The 18151-nt window shown below is 53.0% G+C and carries 16 protein-coding genes; all 16 read right to left on the bottom strand.

Annotated features, from left to right (window positions below):
• Nucleotides 1–40 precede the first annotated feature (40 nt).
• Nucleotides 41–601 (bottom strand): GNAT family N-acetyltransferase, encoded by a 561-nt coding sequence (locus ACYZT6_RS18575; protein ID WP_462028137.1) that lies wholly within the window; start codon nucleotides 599–601, stop codon nucleotides 41–43.
• A gap of 16 nt (nucleotides 602–617) precedes the next feature.
• A complete protein-coding gene (locus tag ACYZT6_RS18580; RefSeq protein ID WP_462028138.1) occupies nucleotides 618–1883 on the bottom strand; it encodes a lipopolysaccharide biosynthesis protein in 1266 nt (421 codons plus the stop codon).
• A complete protein-coding gene (locus ACYZT6_RS18585; protein ID WP_462028139.1) occupies nucleotides 1880–2968 on the bottom strand; it encodes a DegT/DnrJ/EryC1/StrS family aminotransferase in 1089 nt (362 codons plus the stop codon). The genes ACYZT6_RS18580 and ACYZT6_RS18585 overlap by 4 nt, the downstream gene beginning before the upstream one ends.
• Nucleotides 2969–2970: 2 nt before the next feature.
• Nucleotides 2971–3552, bottom strand: a complete 582-nt coding sequence (locus tag ACYZT6_RS18590) for an acyltransferase (RefSeq protein ID WP_462028140.1) — start codon at nucleotides 3550–3552, stop codon at nucleotides 2971–2973.
• Nucleotides 3553–3567: 15 nt separating this feature from the next.
• Nucleotides 3568–4542, bottom strand: a complete 975-nt coding sequence (locus tag ACYZT6_RS18595) for an acyltransferase family protein (RefSeq protein WP_462028141.1) — start codon at nucleotides 4540–4542, stop codon at nucleotides 3568–3570.
• A 65-nt stretch (nucleotides 4543–4607) separates the two neighbouring features.
• Nucleotides 4608–5558, bottom strand: a complete 951-nt coding sequence (gene wbpB / locus ACYZT6_RS18600; protein WP_462028142.1) for a UDP-N-acetyl-2-amino-2-deoxy-D-glucuronate oxidase — start codon at nucleotides 5556–5558, stop codon at nucleotides 4608–4610.
• Between the two features lie 50 nt (nucleotides 5559–5608).
• A complete protein-coding gene (wbpA, locus tag ACYZT6_RS18605) occupies nucleotides 5609–6910 on the bottom strand; it encodes a UDP-N-acetyl-D-glucosamine 6-dehydrogenase (protein WP_462029979.1) in 1302 nt (433 codons plus the stop codon).
• A 675-nt stretch (nucleotides 6911–7585) separates the two neighbouring features.
• Complete coding sequence (locus tag ACYZT6_RS18610; RefSeq protein WP_462028143.1) at nucleotides 7586–8626, bottom strand: LPS O-antigen chain length determinant protein WzzB; 1041 nt, start codon at nucleotides 8624–8626, stop codon at nucleotides 7586–7588.
• Between the two features lie 408 nt (nucleotides 8627–9034).
• Nucleotides 9035–9331, bottom strand: coding sequence for an integration host factor subunit beta (gene ihfB, locus ACYZT6_RS18615; RefSeq protein WP_462028144.1), 297 nt, complete (start codon nucleotides 9329–9331; stop codon nucleotides 9035–9037).
• 150 nt (nucleotides 9332–9481) lie between these two features.
• Nucleotides 9482–9760, bottom strand: a complete 279-nt coding sequence (locus tag ACYZT6_RS18620; RefSeq protein ID WP_462028145.1) for a hypothetical protein — start codon at nucleotides 9758–9760, stop codon at nucleotides 9482–9484.
• A 286-nt stretch (nucleotides 9761–10046) separates the two neighbouring features.
• Nucleotides 10047–11741: a 30S ribosomal protein S1 gene (gene rpsA / locus ACYZT6_RS18625; RefSeq protein WP_074874771.1), complete on the bottom strand. Its 1695-nt coding sequence runs from the start codon at nucleotides 11739–11741 to the stop codon at nucleotides 10047–10049.
• Between the two features lie 119 nt (nucleotides 11742–11860).
• Complete coding sequence (cmk, locus tag ACYZT6_RS18630; RefSeq protein WP_131061367.1) at nucleotides 11861–12550, bottom strand: (d)CMP kinase; 690 nt, start codon at nucleotides 12548–12550, stop codon at nucleotides 11861–11863.
• Nucleotides 12547–14754, bottom strand: coding sequence for a bifunctional prephenate dehydrogenase/3-phosphoshikimate 1-carboxyvinyltransferase (locus ACYZT6_RS18635; protein WP_462029980.1), 2208 nt, complete (start codon nucleotides 14752–14754; stop codon nucleotides 12547–12549). Before ACYZT6_RS18635 ends, cmk begins: the two co-directional genes overlap by 4 nt.
• 28 nt (nucleotides 14755–14782) lie before the next feature.
• Nucleotides 14783–15895 carry a histidinol-phosphate transaminase gene (gene hisC / locus ACYZT6_RS18640; protein WP_462028146.1) on the bottom strand — a complete coding sequence of 371 codons (1113 nt, stop codon included), beginning with the start codon at nucleotides 15893–15895 and terminating at the stop codon, nucleotides 14783–14785.
• Between the two features lie 10 nt (nucleotides 15896–15905).
• A complete protein-coding gene (gene pheA / locus ACYZT6_RS18645) occupies nucleotides 15906–17000 on the bottom strand; it encodes a prephenate dehydratase (RefSeq protein ID WP_028620536.1) in 1095 nt (364 codons plus the stop codon).
• Nucleotides 17000–18085 (bottom strand): 3-phosphoserine/phosphohydroxythreonine transaminase, encoded by a 1086-nt coding sequence (gene serC / locus ACYZT6_RS18650; protein ID WP_462028147.1) that lies wholly within the window; start codon nucleotides 18083–18085, stop codon nucleotides 17000–17002. Before serC ends, pheA begins: the two co-directional genes overlap by 1 nt.
• Between the last annotated feature and the right edge of the window lie 66 nt (nucleotides 18086–18151).

An 18151-nucleotide genomic window follows, 5' to 3' on the forward strand; every position in this document is an offset into this window, starting at 1 on the left:
TCCAACGCACAGAGTTGACGATACCTTTCGCGCGTCGATGTCACTTGAAATCCTCCAACTTACACACCATGTAATAATTATCGCCATCTGTGGCCGAATGACGGGTTTCAACTATCTCGAAACCCAACTTCAACGCCGATATAAGCGATGGTTGATTATGCTGAGAAATTCTTGTAGAAATTCCGTCCAGACCATTTCGTTGGAAGTGTTTTTTAGCCGTGATGCGCATTTCTGTGGCAAGGCCTTTTCCCCTGTAATCAGGTACAACACCGACAAATCCCTCATGCACAGTTGATTCTTGCAGATCCCTGCTATTGAAGTAAAACAAGTCCAACCCTACCAAAGATTTGGTTCGGCTCTCTTCGGCGACTATCAGTAGGCGCCGGTAACCGATCGCGCCCCACAGGAAGCGAGCCAGAGACAGACTTCCCACTGGATTTAAATCAAAATAAAGCTGCCGTACTTGACGTAGATCCCGAAGCTTGAAACCTCGGATCAACACTTCCCCACTCACCATGTCGGCTACCGGAGTAAAGGAAAGGCTCGTTTTAAGCTCTTTCAATAACGTTGCCAAACGACTGGGCATTTTTGCTCCCATCATGAGAATACTTCCATCTTCAAGCTGCCCCACGCGCCAAGCGATAAGACAATATGCCGTTGATGACGTACATAATGCTGTAACTTAGAGAATAAAAATACAGTCCTGCCGTAATACTCTCTAGCAGATGCGCCAGGGCGAAAGAGGAGATGATCAGTAGAAAAAGAGAAAACTGCCAGATCAAGTCCAGACGCTGTTTCTGTGCCAACATATACATTGAACTAAGCGGAGTCGTGAGAAACTGCAAAAAAAACATGGGCGTCAAGATTCTCGCATACTCACCTGACACGCGCCAACTCTCCCCAAATATCAGGGCAAATACATCTGGTGCAATGAAGAAAAAAACTGGAAAAGCCGGAACCGCTATACACAACAAACGTAAAAAAGTTTTCTCATAAATTTCTTTACACTGTCCCGTTTCCGAATAAGCGCGACCTGCTTCCTGCCGGAACACATCACCGATGGCGCTGGCAACAATGCTCATCGGTGCGCCAATCACGCGCTGGGTCAACATGAAAAAGCCAGAAACACTACTTCCGAACATTGAACCCAAAGCGATTATCGGCGCCTGAAAAGATGCCATATTTAAACTATGCGCCGCGATCAGGTACTTAGGGAAGTCGATATATCGCCTCGCCATTGCCCGCAGAATTGAAAAATTCAGGCGTCCAAACGCTTGCTTGTCACTCTTGAGTACTCGCACCAGCAGAAAGAGGAAGGCTGAAAAGTGACCAGCGATAGCACCACCCACCAAGCCGAAAACACCCACGCCCGCATACCCTGAGCCCACTTGAGCAGCCGACATCGAGACACTCTGCGACATTCGCGCCGTTGCCATTGGCCGATAATAGGAGCGTCGATTGCACCAGTAATTCAATGCCTGATAACCCGCCAATAAAACGACACTCAACGGCATCCAGTAAAATAGCTGATAATGCTCGGACATATTGAACAGATTGGCAATTTCGCGGCCAAACAGTGCAACTACCAAGAACAATATCCCGCCCGTTAGAATCGAGGCGCACAGTGCTATCACGGTAACAGCAGCAGCGCCTCGCTCCTTCCTGGGCACCATAATAGCTAGTTCGTATCGACCAGTTGCTAACACTGACAACACCGAGACTAGAGCCAGATAGAATGCGAATACCCCGAACTCCTGCGGAGTGTAAAGTCGAGTCAGAATTGGGCTGATCATTACAGGAATCGCCTGCGCTAATGTCGTCCCTGTCATTAAGGTGAGGACATTTCGTGCAAATGCAGATTTTGGAAAAAACCTTGTGATCACAGCGAACCGCTCACGATCTGCTCGACAATGAAAGCCTGCTGTGACTTGCTCAGGTAGGGGTGCATGGGCAGACTGACTACTTGCTCCGCAACTCTGTCACCCACGGGCAAGCTCTGGTTATCATCTGCAACCGCGGGCTGGCGATTCAAAGGGATCGGATAGTGTACAACTGTCGGCACGCCCGCAGCGGTGAGCAGCTGCTGAAACACGTCACGATTTTCTACTTGCAATGTATATTGCGCATAAACGCTTTTATTCGTCGGCTCAACAAAAGGGATCGCCAGCCCAGCGGCAGAAAGCAAGCGGTCATATTCCAAAGCTACTTGCTGACGAAGCTCAATCTCCTCCTCGAAGATGGCGAGCTTCTCCAGCAAAATCGCTGCCTGCAAAGTGTCTAGCCGGCTGTTTACGCCCACACGAACGTGGTGGTATCGACGATCCTGCCCGTGCCGGGCTATCTGCCGGATCACGACGGCTAAAGCCGCGTCATTGGTAAAAATAGCACCGCCATCCCCATAGCAACCCAAGGGTTTGCTCGGAAAGAAACTGGTACATGCGACAGCGCTGAGATTGCACGAGCGCCGCCCCTTATAACTTGCACCAAAACTCTGAGCAGCATCCTCAATTACCGGAATGCCATGACGCTGCGCGATGGCATTGATTGCATCAAAATCCGCACATTGACCATACAATGAAACTGGGATGATCGCCTTGGTGCGGGGAGTGATTGCCGCTTCGAGCAACTCAGGATCCAAATTATAAGTTTGCGGATTTACATCAACATACACCGGCTTAGCCCCCAAGAGAGCTACCGTTTCGGCTGTCGCGATATATGTAAAGCCTGGAGTGATAACCTCGTCGCCGGGGCCGACGCCGAGAGCCATCTGCACAATCTGGAGCGCATCGGTGCCATTAGCACAAGTGATGCAAAACTTCGCACCAACGAAATTTGCGAGCCGGGATTCCAACTCTGCAACTTCAGGCCCAAGAATATACTGACCATGTGTAAGTACACGCTGAATCGCATCGTTCAGTTTGTCTTTTATTCTCAGTTGTTGAGCTTTCAAGTCAATGAATTCAATCACGGTCAGTTTCCTATCTTGATAACAAGGCCATCAGTCAGTACGTAGCGGGCATTTGAATGAGCACAGGAGACTTCTCCATTGCCTGCTAGGGAAAGCTCCAGTTGTTCACCGTACTCACTCATCCAGCCGATCTGACGAGCAGGCACGCCCACCATAAGCGCATAAGCGGGAACGTCTTTATTCACCACTGCGCCTGCTCCGATGAAAGCGAACTCACCAATAGTGATGCCGCATACAATCGTGCAGTTGGCCCCCAGGGTTGCACCGCGACGAACCAACGTGTCCCGATATTCGCTCTTGCGCTCAATCAGTGATCGGGGGTTGTAGACGTTGGTAAACACCATGCTAGGCCCACAAAACACACCCTCTTCAAGGATGACGTTATCGTAGACCGAGACATTGTTCTGAATTTTGCAATTGTCACCAATTACAACTTTGTTACCGACAAATACATTCTGACCCAGCGAAACACCTTTCCCTATCTTCGCGCCGGCACAGACATGGACGAAATGCCAGATCCTTGAACCTTCACCAATCTGCGCACCTGGGTCGACGATTGCGCTGGGATGTTGAGTATGCTGCATGTAGCTCCTCCGCGATCAATGTAGCGGGAAAATTAGTTTCGCCAGGACCGGAGCAGCCAGTTCGCCATAGCGACGAGCTCCCCGCTCATTCAAATGATGATTGTCCTGATAGATAAGCACACCATGTCCATAAGGAGCATGCTGAAAAAAAGGTATCTGCGAGAGACCTACGAAAAAGACATTATCAGTTCCCGATCGCCGTTCAGCAACCTTACTGTTTCCTGATACCCAATTCGCACTTTGCTCAGGTGCTATTTCCATACCTAGTAACGCAAAGCGCTGCATTCGTTGTACATTTTCTTCAAACATCGGCAATTGGGCTAGTACAATGACACGCTTGCCTTGGGCAAATAGCGTCTTTGCGAATTCAGCAAGAACTTTCAGGAATGCATCTCTTTGACTCTGCCATTGCCACACTCTTGCAATCCAAACCAAGACAGGATTAGATAGCCAGCTATCTACACTGCTTTTGTACCCCACGATGAGTAGAACTGTCGCCACACACGGTAAAATTGCGATTGTTCCTGGAAAATGGTCTGCTTCGACTAGCAAGAAACAGGCGACCAAATAACTTCCGAAGTTTGAAAAGTAAGAGTTGCTAAGAAAGAGTAACGCTGACTCTAGGCTTTCCTGAAAATACTTAAAATCCGCTGGGACGAGCAGCACCGACGCAGCAAGACAGGAAAACAGCAAAAGCACCAGATAGACCGGAACGATTCTGCGTATTCGTCCGAGATAGAATGATCGAAAAAAGCGGATTCTTCCGCGCTCAAAAGCGATTGTGGTAACGATGAATCCAGAAACAACGCAAAACACATCTACACCCAAGAATCCGGCTGGAAGCCAGTTTCTGTTGAGGTGATAGAGGATGACCGCCAGAGCCGCGATGGCCCTTAGGCCTTGAATATCGTTACGAAATTTTGCCGGCCGGTCGTTCTCTAACGACTGCTTTGCTTGCGCCACTTCTGTATTTGATAAATTTAGATTCACAGCTCGTGACTCAAGCGCAGGCACTAATATCTGGGCGGCGTCGAGCGCCGCCCAGCCATGTCAAATCAATTGATCAACTGAGTTAGAATCGGGTGCCCCTCTCCCGGGGCGGCCGGCTCCTGCGGAGCTGCACGAATATATTCAACCGTCTCTACACAATGTCTGGCATCTTCAATGCCATAGCCACGTCCAGCCAGAATCTCCTGATAACTGACGGTATGCAGATCGGTAAACCCTTCCGAAAATTCCATCTCCGTCCCGTCTACTGTAATGGAGCGATAAGTGGGTTTCTTACCCTTTACCGCTGGAGGAAGATCATTCGCATCGATTGACAAGAACCATTTAACGCGGGCTTTCTCATACTCCAAATAACCCGCAGCTTTATGCTCCGACGTAAAATGAACGACATTGCGCTGCAACTTTCCGAAAATAAAGTGCAACATGTCGTAGAAGTGAACGCCGATATTAGTTGCTAAACCAAAGGATTTACGCGGATCACCCTTCCAACTTTCAGAATACCAATTTCCGCGCGACGTAATGTATGTCAACTCGACGTCATACTTATCAGTGTTATTTTCCTGCGCGACCTTCTCTTTTAGATCAAGAATCGCCTTATGATGGCGCAACTGCAAAATATTGTAGACACGTTTACCCGTTTCCTTTTCTACACGCGCAAGCTCATCCAGAATCGCCGACGTTGGAACAAGTGGCTTTTCACAGATAACGTCACAACCAAGACGTAATCCGGCTGCAATGTGCGAATGATGCAAGTAGTTAGGTGAGCAAACCGCAACGTAATCCAGTGCAGTCGCGGGGTCGCGCTTCAATTGGTGCGCATGCTCTACAAAGCGTTCAAATTGGGTAAAGAATTCGCTTTGCGGTGAGATGCTATCAATGATACCCACAGAGTCGTTTATATCATAGGCAGACACCAGGGAGTTACCTGTATCCTTGATCGCACGCATGTGGCGTGGAGCAATATAACCTGCAGCACCGATTAGAGCAAAATTTTTCATGAGACCTCTTGAATGCAATAATATCTCGAATAGGACGCAACCAAACAATCTTAAGCCTTGATAATATGACTTGCCGGCGCTCTGTACTTACCACGGCTATCAACTATTAACTTAGCGTGTTGCTTGATAAGTTCATAATCAAACTTATCATGATCCGTAGCGAGTACTAACGCATCAAAACTTGCAATATTATCCGCAGACAGGATTTCGCTGCTCAGATCAAAATGATGTTCACGCATTTTGGGGAATACAGGCACGTGAGGATCGCAATAAGCAACCACCCCACCTTTTGCCTCAATTAACTCCATGATTTCTACGGACGGAGACTCACGCATATCGTCGACATTTTTCTTGTAGGCAATACCCAAAACAAGAATTTTGCTGCCCTTCAACGCTTTCCCTGAATCATTCAGCCCATCCATCAATTTTCCTAGTACGTACTCCGGCATGGCCTGATTGACTTCACCAGACAACTCAATAAAACGTGTATGGAGACCGTACTCCCGGGCTTTCCAAGTCAGATAGAACGGATCAATGGGTATGCAATGCCCGCCGAGGCCTGGACCTGGATAATACGGCGTGAAACCAAAAGGCTTGGTCGCAGCAGCGTCCACCACCTCAAAAATATCTATACCCATTCGGTCAGCGACGATCTTCATCTCGTTGACAAGACCAATATTCACCGCACGGTGAATATTCTCTAGCAGCTTCGTCATTTCAGCTGCCTTGGTCGAACTTACCGATACAACCTGATCAATGGCTTGCTCATACAGTGCTATTCCGACCTCGAGGCAAGCCGAGGTGTCTCCGCCAATGATTTTGGGGATCGTACGGGTTTCGAAATCAGGATTACCTGGATCTTCACGCTCCGGCGAGTAAACAAGAAAGATGTCTGTTCCCACCACCAAGCCACTTTCTTGCACTCGGGGCAAGAGCTCTTCTTGAGTTGTGCCCGGATACGTAGTGCTTTCCAGCGAGATCACCTGGCCCGCACGCATATATCCTTTCAAAGCATCTGTGGTGTTGATCACAAAGCTCATATCCGGTTCACGGTACTTATTGAGCGGAGTCGGAACACAAAGTATTAAAGCATCACACTCAGCTGCGCGACTGAATTCAGTGGTCGCCTCAAACCCAGAAGTTAGCGCACTTTTGATTTTATCTTCTGCGATATGTTCAATATAGCTCTCGCCAGCATTCAGCTTCGAAACCTTGCTCGCATCAATATCAATCCCTAGTACGCGAAAACCGATGGCGTTGTAACGCAGCATTAACGGCAGGCCGACGTAGCCTAAACCGACGATACCAATCAGGGCTTCCTTGTTCTTAAACTTTGCGATACTGGTCTTCATTTGCTGCGACATCAATCTGGCTCCAGCTCAACGGTGAGCAATAATTTGAAAAATGGTTTGGTAGGTCTCGTTTCTGCAGAGACGAAAGCGCAAGGCCAAGCTCGCCTCATGAAATACATCCTCGCACTCAATAAAAAGCTCCCAATGAGAGCGGGGTCGCTACAGATGACGACGCCAAGCCGTCTGTGCCGCTAGACCCCAGCAGAATGCGCAACACCCTACCGACGTGCGCCATGCTGTTTAGAATTCCATGTACAGCAAATTGCGCTTTATCGTAAATCATGCAAAAAAGTCCGTGTACTGATGACTTTAGCGCCTTCAGCAGAAGCGGCTGTGGGAGCTCTGCATCCCAAGCCTCAGCCAAGCCCGCCTAAAGCCCGCATTATGCCTGCAATGAAACGTTTTGGCTTCATGGAATTGACCGTATGGTTACCGGTTATAGGCTTTCGCCAGCACGTTTTTGAGCCTGCCCGAGAATCTGATGGCACCCCATAGCCTGCACAAAGCTCCTGTCGGTATCATTAGCTAGTTTAGCGAATGCAAACGGACGGATATGAAATAGATACATACTATCGATGCACAAGCTATAATTAAATCCAATAATACATTGTCTTAAAGCTGTGGCTTGGTAAGTACCTCTAATCGTACTTACCTCACCCAAAAAAGCTCTCGGCTCTACTTGATGAATCGCTCGGTACGATACCCACGTGCCAGCGCTACCACTATCCCGAGCAGTCCACCCAGCATGATACCTAAGACAATAAGCATTATTTTTTTAGGTTTTATAGGACTAACTGGCTCTTGAACGTCACCGTCTTGACGGTATACAGAAACCTTATACTCATCTAATTCGATGCCCTTATAAAATTCGTAGCTGGTTTGCAACTGTCGAAGACCAGGAATAAATGGATCGTTTGATCCCCGAGCTTTCAGGTTTTCCAATTCCGCCTCAAGCGCTTTGGTGCCCCGCATATAGGCAGAACCGCCCACCATATCTCCCGCCAGTTCTGAAGAGCGCTCGCCCACAAACACAACTGACTTTTCTAATCCAGTAGCCTTGGCAACTGCCAGCGCCTCACTCAATCGAAATATTGTATCTTCCCGTAATTGTTTCCCGGCCTCTCGTAACGAGTTGATTTGCAGCTTCAGGTTACGCGCTATTACGGATGCTTCCTTGGTAGCGTTACTGACAACTTCGCGCTGAGCTAGCTTCTCTGCCCTGGCTGCGTACAAACTCACCCAACTGGTTACGATTTCAGGGCTACTATCCTGAATGGATAAAGACCAGCGCCCCATTGGATCTTTATCAAGAGAAGCGACGCTCACGCGATTAGAAAACCGGTCGTAGGATTCAGGAGCGGATTCGGCAGAATTGCTGACTTTGAAATTTGGCAAATACACTTCGCGATAAAATGACTGCCGCAAAGTTTGTGATTGAAGATTTCTCAAAAAAACCTTATAAACGTCATCAACCGTGAATGGTTTTAGCTCACCGTTGCGACCATAATTCAAATTGGCGACATCATCCAGCGTGGGAGGCGATATGTAAAACTTTGCCTCGTAAGTAGGTGTAGCTAAAAATGCATAAAGCGCAAAAATTGATGCAACTACTAGCGTAATGATGAAAATCAGCCACTTTTGCAACCAAATTACATTGACGACTCTTGCCAGGTCGATTTCGTTAGCACGAATTTCACCACTCTCATCACTTCGCATACTTGACCGCTCTTAAAATTAATTGTTTTAGCTGCTATTCAGCATTGAGATTGATTCAATTCGTCACTACAAATTATTATCAACCTGCGAACAAATCTGGCCACCCTAAAATCAGAATCAACAGTTATAAACAACTGGATTTCAATAGCATTTCTTCCACCTCAGATCTTCTTGGGTTTTCGGGTGCGGTTAAGCCAGCCCAGCAAAACACCCAGCCCCAACCCCACTAGCACCGCTATAACTATATATATAGAAAGCGATAGTGGTGGAGTAGACCACCCCAAAAGAACAAGTGCTATTTTTTCGTTATTTTCCAACATAAATATGACTACAAAGAAAAGCAGTAGAAATATCAGTGTCAGACTGACTACTTTTTTTAGCTTACTCACCTAAACCTCAGTCCTAATTTTAGATGACATCGTCTTCTTCCTCATTCACCCGATCTCTCAGCTCTTTCCCCGGCTTGAAATGCGGAACGAATTTCCCGTCAAGGCTCACAGACTGCCCTGTCTTAGGGTTACGCCCGACCCGCGGCGCCCGGTAATGCAATGAAAAACTACCGAACCCACGAATCTCAATCCGATCCCCGGTGGCCAAGCATTGGGACATTTGTTCAAGCATGGTCTTGATGGCTAGCTCCACATCCTTTGATGAGAGCAGCCCTTGATGGGTGACAATTCGTTCGATCAACTCCGACTTCGTCATATTTTTCCCTTCTTTTTCAAGCAGCTAGGAAAATCGCTACCAAGGTTTTAGCATGACCGGATGATTTTGAACAGTCCGAGTTTTCCCACGCCATCGCCAGCGTTGCGCTGCCCAGTTCCAGGGCAATGAATTGTGAATCTCGCGCCATTTTTATCTGCAAATGACCAACATAGTGCGCGTTACCAGGCCCGCGGGGTTAAAGCCGAATGGGTATTCGCCTTCATCATTCGCATCATCGGATCTTGCCAACACCTTGTAACCTGCTCCCCTGCACTCCTTGGCTGCGCGCTTCTGGCACTTCTCCCATCCTGAGCCCAAGCCTGAACAATCAACCTCAATACCACTGACCCCGCGTACTGCGTGAGTTTTGGCACCTGTGGCACAGCCCGCCAATGTCAGTAAAACCAATGTGACAATGAGCTTGTTCATTCACTTCCTTATGCCGGACGCTTTGCCCGACTGGCATTTGCTTCAGGCTATAGATTAGCTGCAATTAAGCGTTTGATCCTGTTAAAGAAAGGGACAGTTATTGAGGGGGAATGGTTCAGCGTTGGGTGTGATTGGTGATGAAGCGGAAGATTGGAAGATCAGGAGATCGCAGCCTTCCGCAACTCCTACGGGATGGGTTTGGTATGGCCTTCGACGTCAGGCTTGTCAAAACGCGCCCACAAAAAAGGGCGACCGAAGTCGCCCTTTTTCTATGGTCTGACAGAACTTAGTTCTGTTTTTCCATTTGTGCACGCAACAGGTCGCCCAGAGTGGTAGGACCAGGAGCAGCGGTATCCGAAGCTGGCTTGTCGCGCAGGCTTTGGATTGCTTCTTTCTCTTCAGCATCGTCTTTCGACTTGATGGAGAGCTGGATTACACGGCTCTTGCGGTCAACGCTGATGATCTTGGCTTCTACTTCCTGGCCTTCTTTCAGAACGTTGCGCGCGTCTTCAACGCGGTCACGGCTGATTTCGGAGGCTTTCAGAGTCGCTTCGATATCGTCAGCCAGAGTGATGATGGCGCCTTTAGCGTCAACTTCTTTCACGATGCCTTTAACGATTGCGCCTTTGTCGTTCTCTTGAACGTACTCGGAGAACGGATCGCTTTCCAGTTGCTTGATACCCAGGGAGATACGCTCGCGCTCTGGGTCAACCGACAGGATAACGGTGTCCAGCTCGTCGCCCTTCTTGAAGCGGCGAACGGCTTCTTCGCCCACTTCGTTCCAGGAGATGTCGGACAGGTGAACCAGACCGTCGATGCCGCCGTCCAGACCAATGAAGATACCGAAATCGGTGATCGACTTGATGGTGCCGGAGATTTTATCGCCCTTGTTGAACTGGCCAGAGAAATCTTCCCATGGGTTAGATTTGCACTGCTTGATGCCGAGGGAGATACGACGACGCTCTTCGTCGATGTCCAGAACCATAACTTCCACTTCGTCGCCGACTTGTACGACTTTCGAAGGGTGGATGTTCTTGTTGGTCCAGTCCATTTCGGAAACGTGTACCAGGCCTTCAACGCCTTCTTCCAGCTCAGCGAAGCAGCCGTAGTCGGTCAGGTTGGTTACACGAGCGGTAACGCGAGTGCTTTCTGGGTAACGGGCTTTGATAGCAACCCATGGATCTTCGCCCAGTTGCTTGAGGCCCAGGGAAACACGATTGCGTTCGCGATCGTACTTCAGAACCTTGACATCGATCTCGTCGCCAACGTTGACGATTTCGGAAGGATGCTTGATACGCTTCCAAGCCATGTCGGTAATGTGCAGCAGGCCATCGACGCCACCCAGATCGACGAATGCGCCGTAATCGGTGAGGTTCTTGACGATACCTTTGACTTGTTGGCCTTCCTGCAGGGATTCCAGCAGAGCTTCACGCTCGGCGGAGTTCTCGGCTTCGAGGACGCTACGACGGGAAACGACAACGTTGTTGCGTTTCTGGTCAAGCTTGATGACCTTGAATTCCAGCTCTTTGCCTTCCAGGTGCGTGGTGTCGCGCACAGGACGGACGTCAACCAGAGAACCTGGCAGGAACGCACGGATGCCGTTAACGTCGACAGTGAAGCCGCCTTTAACCTTACCGTTGATAACGCCCTTGACCACTTCTTCGGCTGCGAAGGCTGCTTCCAGAACAATCCAGCATTCAGCGCGCTTGGCTTTTTCACGGGACAGCTTGGTTTCGCCAAAGCCGTCTTCAACCGAGTCCAGAGCAACGTGAACTTCGTCACCGACGTTGATAGTCAGTTCGCCAGCATCGTTGTAGAACTGCTCAAGCGGGATGAGTGCTTCAGACTTCAGGCCAGCGTGAACGGTTACCCAGCGAGCTTGGTAATCGATATCAACGATAACACCGGTGATGATGGAGCCTGCCTGAAGGTTCAGGGTTTTTAGGCTTTCTTCAAAGAGTTCCGCAAAGCTTTCGCTCATTTTAATTCCTGATGATAAGGGCGAAGAATACGCCCATCTCCACATCCCAGACGACGTGGGTTACGTTCATTTAAAGAAACAGCGCAGGACTATGACTGGTCCCCTGCGAAGTCTCTTGGTCACCCGGCGATATCGCGGAGTGCGATCTCGCTCATGATGCGTTCCAACACCTGATCGATGGATAATTCCGTGGAATCCAGCTGTATGGCGTCAGCCGCCGGCTTGAGCGGGGCTACCGCTCGCTGGGTGTCACGCTCATCGCGTGCACGTATCTCATCTAGCAGACTCGACAGACTAACACCATCGACTTTGCCCTTCAACTGCAAGTATCGACGGCGCGCACGCTCCTCGGCACTGGCAGTGAGGAATATCTTCAGCGGCGCATCCGGAAAAACCACCGTGCCCATGTCGCGACCATCGGCGACCAGACCCGGAGGCTCCTGAAACGCCCGCTGGCGCTGAAGCAAGGCATCACGAACGGCCGGCAAGGCAGCCACCTGGGAAGCCCAGGCGCCAACCTGTTCATTGCGCAAATCGTCGGTGACATCGTCACCTTCGAGGATGATTCGCTGTGGATGACCTTCGGTCGCTCCGACGAACTGCACGTCCAGATGAGCGGCCAGCAGCTTGAGCGACTCTTCATTGGTCAGATCGACACCATGGTTACGTGCAGCGAAGGCCAGCAGACGGTACAGCGCACCGGAATCCAGCAGGCACCAGCCCAATCGCTTGGCCAGAATCCCGGCGATGGTGCCCTTGCCCGAGCCGCTAGGCCCGTCGATGGTGATGACCGGTGGCTTGATATTCACGACTGAGCCTCTTGTGCAACACGGATACCGACCTGCGCGCACAGCGCGAGGAAGTTCGGGAACGACGTCGCGACGTTGGCACAGTCATGGATGCGGATCGGTGCGGTGGCGCGCAGCGAAGCCACGCTGAAGGCCATGGCAATCCGGTGATCGCCGTGACCATGCACTTCGCCGCCGCCAATCAGGCCGCCGTCGATGATGATGCCGTCCGGGGTCGGTTCGCATTTGACGCCCAGCGCCAACAAGCCATCAGCCATGACCTGGATACGGTCCGACTCCTTGACTCGCAGCTCTTCGGCGCCGCGCAACACGGTGCGCCCTTCGGCACAGGCCGCGGCCACGAACAGCACCGGGAACTCGTCGATGGCCAGCGGAACCAGCGCCTCGGGAATCTCGATACCTTTGAGTTTAGCTGCACGTACGCGCAGATCAGCCACAGGCTCGCCGCCGACTTCACGCTGGTTTTCCAGGGTGATGTCAGCGCCCATCAGACGTAGAATGTCGATCACGCCGGTACGGGTCGGGTTGATGCCGACGTGCTCAAGCACCAACTCCGAACCTTCGGCGATCGACGCGGCGACTAGGAAGAAGGCAGAAGACGAGATATCGCCCGGTACTTCAATGTGAGTCGCCGTCAGCTTGTGGCCGGACTCGACCGACGCGGTAGCACCATTGACAGTGACCGGGTAGCCGAAGCCACGCAGCATGCGCTCGGTGTGATCGCGAGTCGGAGCCGGCTCGGTGACGGTGGTCTTGCCTTCGGCGTACAGGCCGGCCAGCAGCAGGCAGGATTTAACCTGAGCACTGGCCATCGGCATGGTGTAAGTCAGGCCTTTGAGCTTGTTGCCGCCACGGATGATCATCGGCGGACGACCTTCGGCGGCGGTCTCGATCACGGCGCCCATTTCACGCAGCGGATTGGCCACGCGATTCATCGGACGCTTGGACAGCGAAGCATCGCCGGTCAGCGTGCTGTCGAAGTCCTGCGCAGCCAGCAGGCCCGACAGCAGGCGCATCGAGGTGCCGGAGTTGCCCAGATAGATCGGGCCCGGCGCAGGCTTCAGGCCATGCAGGCCGACGCCGTGAATGGTCACGCGACCATGGTGCGGACCTTCGATCACAACGCCCATGTCACGGAAGGCTTGCAAGGTTGCCAGAGCGTCTTCGCCCTCAAGGAAACCTTCCACTTCAGTGACGCCTTCGGCCAGGGAGCCGAGCATGATCGAACGGTGGGAAATCGATTTATCGCCCGGTACGCGAATCCGCCCAGTCAGGCGGCCACCAGGTTGTGCCAGGAAAATCAGGTCGTTGGAGTTCATAGCGTCCACATAAGCCCGGCGTGCCAGGATTTTACTGAAATGTTCGCGGGCAACCCGGGCGCGAGTGAAAACGCCCAACAATTGGTGCCCATCCCCTGCATCGACCGCGTCGCGCAAGGCGTCGAGGTCGCTGCGAAATGTATCGAGTGTGCGCAGGACAGCTTCGCGGTTGGCGAGGAAGATGTCGTGCCACATGACCGGGTCGCTACCCGCGATTCTTGTGAAGTCGCGGAAACCGCCGGCAGCGTAACGGAAGATCTCAAGGTTTTCATTGCGTTTGGCCAGTGAATCGACCAGACCGAACGCCAACAAGTGCGGCAAATGGCTGGTCGCCGCCAACACTTCGTCGTGACGCTCGACCTGCATGTGCTCGACATCGGCACCCAATTCGCGCCACAAACGGTCGACCACGGCCAGCGCAGCCGGATCGGTTTGATCCAGCGGCGTCAATATCACTTTATGGCGACGGAACAGTTCGGCATTGGAGGCTTCCACCCCGCTCTGCTCGGAACCGGCAATCGGATGGCCCGGCACGAATCGCGCCGGCATACCGCCAAACGCTTCGGTCGCGGCACGCACCACATTACCTTTGGCACTGCCGACGTCGGTCAGAATCGCTTGCCCCAGGTCCATGCCGGCCAATCGGCCAAGCATTTTTTCCATGGCGAGAATCGGCACGGCGAGTTGAATCACGTCCGCGCCCTGGCAAGCAACCGCCAGGTCTTCTTCGCAACGATCCACCACGCCCAGCTCAACCGCCAGCTTGCGCGATTGCGGGTCGAGATCGACCCCGACCACTTCGCGACACAGGCCACTTTCACGCAGTCCCTTGGCAAACGAACCGCCGATCAACCCCAGACCGACCACCACCAGGCGACCGATCATAGGTTCAGCAGATTGCAGTGCAGTGACATCAACCACGTGCCAGAACCTTGGTCAGCGCCTCAAGGAAGCGGCTGTTTTCAGCCGGCAAACCGATGGTGATGCGCAGATGGTTCGGCATGCCGTAGTTGGCCACCGGACGCACGATCACGCCTTCGCGCAGCAACCCCTGGAAGATCGGCGCAGCCACCTGCCCCATATCGACGCAGATGAAGTTGCCCTTGGACGGAATCCAGCTCAGCCCCAGCTCACGGAAACCCGCTTCCAGTTGCTGCATGCCGGATTCGTTCAGGCGGCGGCTTTCAGCCAGGTAATCGGTGTCTTGCAGTGCAGCGCACGCAGCGGCCAGGGCCAGGCTGTTCACGTTGAACGGCTGACGTACGCGGTTCAGCACATCGGCGACCACGGCGGTGGACAAGCCGTAACCAACCCGCAGCGCTGCCAGGCCATAAGCCTTGGAGAACGTGCGCGAGACCAGCAGGTTCGGGTACGCCGCCAGGAAGTCCAGGCCATCCGGCAAGTCGCCACCTTCGGCGTATTCGATGTAGGCCTCGTCCAGCACCACCAGCACGTGTTCCGGCACGTCCTGCAGGAATTCGTCCAGCGCTTCGGCACCGAACCAGGTTCCGGTCGGGTTGTTCGGGTTGGCGATGAACACCACACGGGTATCGGCATCGATCGCGGCCAGCATGGCCGACAGATCATGACCCCAGTTTTTGGCCGGGATCACTTTGGCCGTAGCGCCGACGGCTTGCGTGACGATCGGATAGACCGCAAAGGCATGCTCGCTGAACACTGCGTTCAGGCCGGGCGCCAGATAAGCGCGCGCCACCAGCTCCAGAATGTCGTTGGAACCGTTGCCCAGCGTCACCTGATTCAGCTCGACGCGGCACTGATCGGCCAGCAAGGTTTTGAGCGCGAAACCGTTGCCGTCCGGATAACGGGTCAGCTCGGCCAGTTCTTCGCGAATGGCCGCCAGCGCCTTCGGACTGGCGCCCAACGGGTTTTCATTGCTGGCCAGCTTGATGATTTTGGCCGGATCGATGTTCAGCTCGCGCGCCAGTTCGTCCACGGGCTTGCCCGGAACATAAGGCGAAAGTTGTTGCACGCCCGGCTGTGCCAGAGCGAGGAAGTCACCACTCATTTGCTACCCCTTAAAGAACTGCTTTCGGGTAGGAACCCAGCACTTTGAGTGCTACTGCTTCCTGACTGATCTTTTCCAATACACCTTTGATCAACGGATCACGGTGGTGGCCGACGAAGTCGATGAAGAACACGTAGGTCCATTTACCGCTGCGCGAAGGACGCGTCTCGATTCGCGTCAGGTCGATGCCGTTGTCGTGGAACGGCACCAGCAACTCGTGGAGCGCACCGGGCTTGTTGCTCATGGAGACGATGATCGAGGTCTTGTCGTCGCCGGTCGGCGGCACTTCCTGGCTGCCGATCATCAGGAAGCGCGTGGAGTTGTCCGGGCGATCCTCGATTTTTTCGGCCAGACGGGTCAGCCCGTACAGGCCTGCCGCCATGTCGCCGGCAATCGCCGCCGAGTTCCACTCACCCTTGACCCGCTTGGCCGCTTCGGCGTTGCTCGAAACCGCCACGCGCTCGACATTCGGGTAGTGCGCGTCCAGCCACTTGCGGCACTGGGCCAGGGACTGGGCGTGGGAGTAGATGCGGCTGATGCTGTCGGTCTTGGTGTTTTCACCCACCAGCAAGTGGTGGTGAATCCGCAACTCGACTTCGCCACAGATGACCATGTCGTGTTCGAGGAAGCTGTCGAGTGTGTGGTTGACCGCGCCTTCGGTGGAGTTTTCTACCGGAACCACGCCAAAATTCACCGCACCGGCCGCCACTTCACGGAACACTTCGTCGATTGCAGCCATCGGCTTGCTGATCACGGCGTGACCGAAGTGTTTCATGGCTGCGGCTTGGGTGAAGGTGCCTTCAGGACCGAGATAAGCCACTTTCAGCGGCTGTTCGAGGGCCAGGCACGAGGACATGATTTCGCGGAACAAGCGCGCCATCTCTTCGTTGCCCAGCGGCCCCTGGTTGCGCTCCATCACGCGCTTGAGCACCTGAGCTTCACGCTCAGGACGATAGAACACCGGCACTTCGCCTTCGGCCAGCGAGGCCATCTTTACTCGCGCAACTTCCTGGGCGCAGCGTGCGCGCTCGCTGATCAGCTCCAGGACTTTGGTGTCCAGGGCATCAATGCGAACGCGCAGTGCCTTGAGTTCTTGCTCAGACATTAGCCGTGTTCCTTCTCGAACTCTGCCATGTACGAAACCAGTGCGTTGACCGCAACGATGTCGACGGCGTTATAGATGGAGGCACGCATGCCACCCACGGAACGGTGACCCTTGAGGTTCAGCAGGCCACGCTCCTCGGCACCGACCAGGAATGGCTTGTCGAGACGATCGTCAGCCAGGCGGAACGGCACGTTCATCCACGAGCGATCCGACTTGTTGATCGGGTTGCTGTACAAACCGCTGGCGTCAATGAAGTCGTACAGCGTGCGCTGCTTCACTTCGTTGAGCTTGCCGATGGCTTCAACACCACCCTGCTCTTTCAGCCACTCGAATACCAGACCGGACAGATACCAGGCCAAGGTTGGCGGGGTGTTGTACATCGAACCGTTATCGGCCGCGACCTTGTAGTTGAGCATGGTCGGGCACAGGGAACGGGCGTGACCCAACAGGTCTTCACGAACGATGTTGACGACGATGCCGCTCGGGCCGATGTTTTTCTGTGCGCCGGCGTAGATCATGCCGAAGCGCGAAACATCGATCGGACGCGAGAGGATGTCCGAGGACATGTCGGCGACCAGCGGAACGTCACCGGTTTCCGGAACCCAATTGAATTCCAGACCGCCAATGGTTTCGTTCGGCGCGTAGTGAACGTAGGCCGCGTCTTTCGACAGGCTCCATTCGTTCTGACCGGGAATGGCGAAATAGTCGTAAGGCTTGGCGGTAGCGGCAACGTTGACGTTTCCGTAGCGCGAAGCTTCTTCGATGGCTTTCTGCGACCAGATACCGGTGTCGATATAGTCGGCCGTGCCACCTTCCGGCAACAGGTTCAGAGGGATCTGAGCAAATTGCTGGCTGGCGCCGCCTTGCAGAAACAGCACTTTATAGTTCGAAGGGATATTCAGCAGATCACGCAGATCCTGCTCGGCCTTGGTGGCGATGGACACGAACTCATCACTGCGATGGCTCATTTCCATGACCGACAGGCCCTTGCCGTGCCAATCAAGGAGTTCACCCTGGGCGCGCTGCAGGACAGCTTCGGGAAGTGCCGCAGGACCGGCACAGAAGTTATAGGCTCTCTTGCTCACATCCAATCTCGCTCTGATTTGGTGGTAATCACGCAATAAATCACAACATCAATCGACACAGATCCC

The sequence above is a fragment of the Pseudomonas sp. RT6P73 genome, from assembly GCF_054897715.1.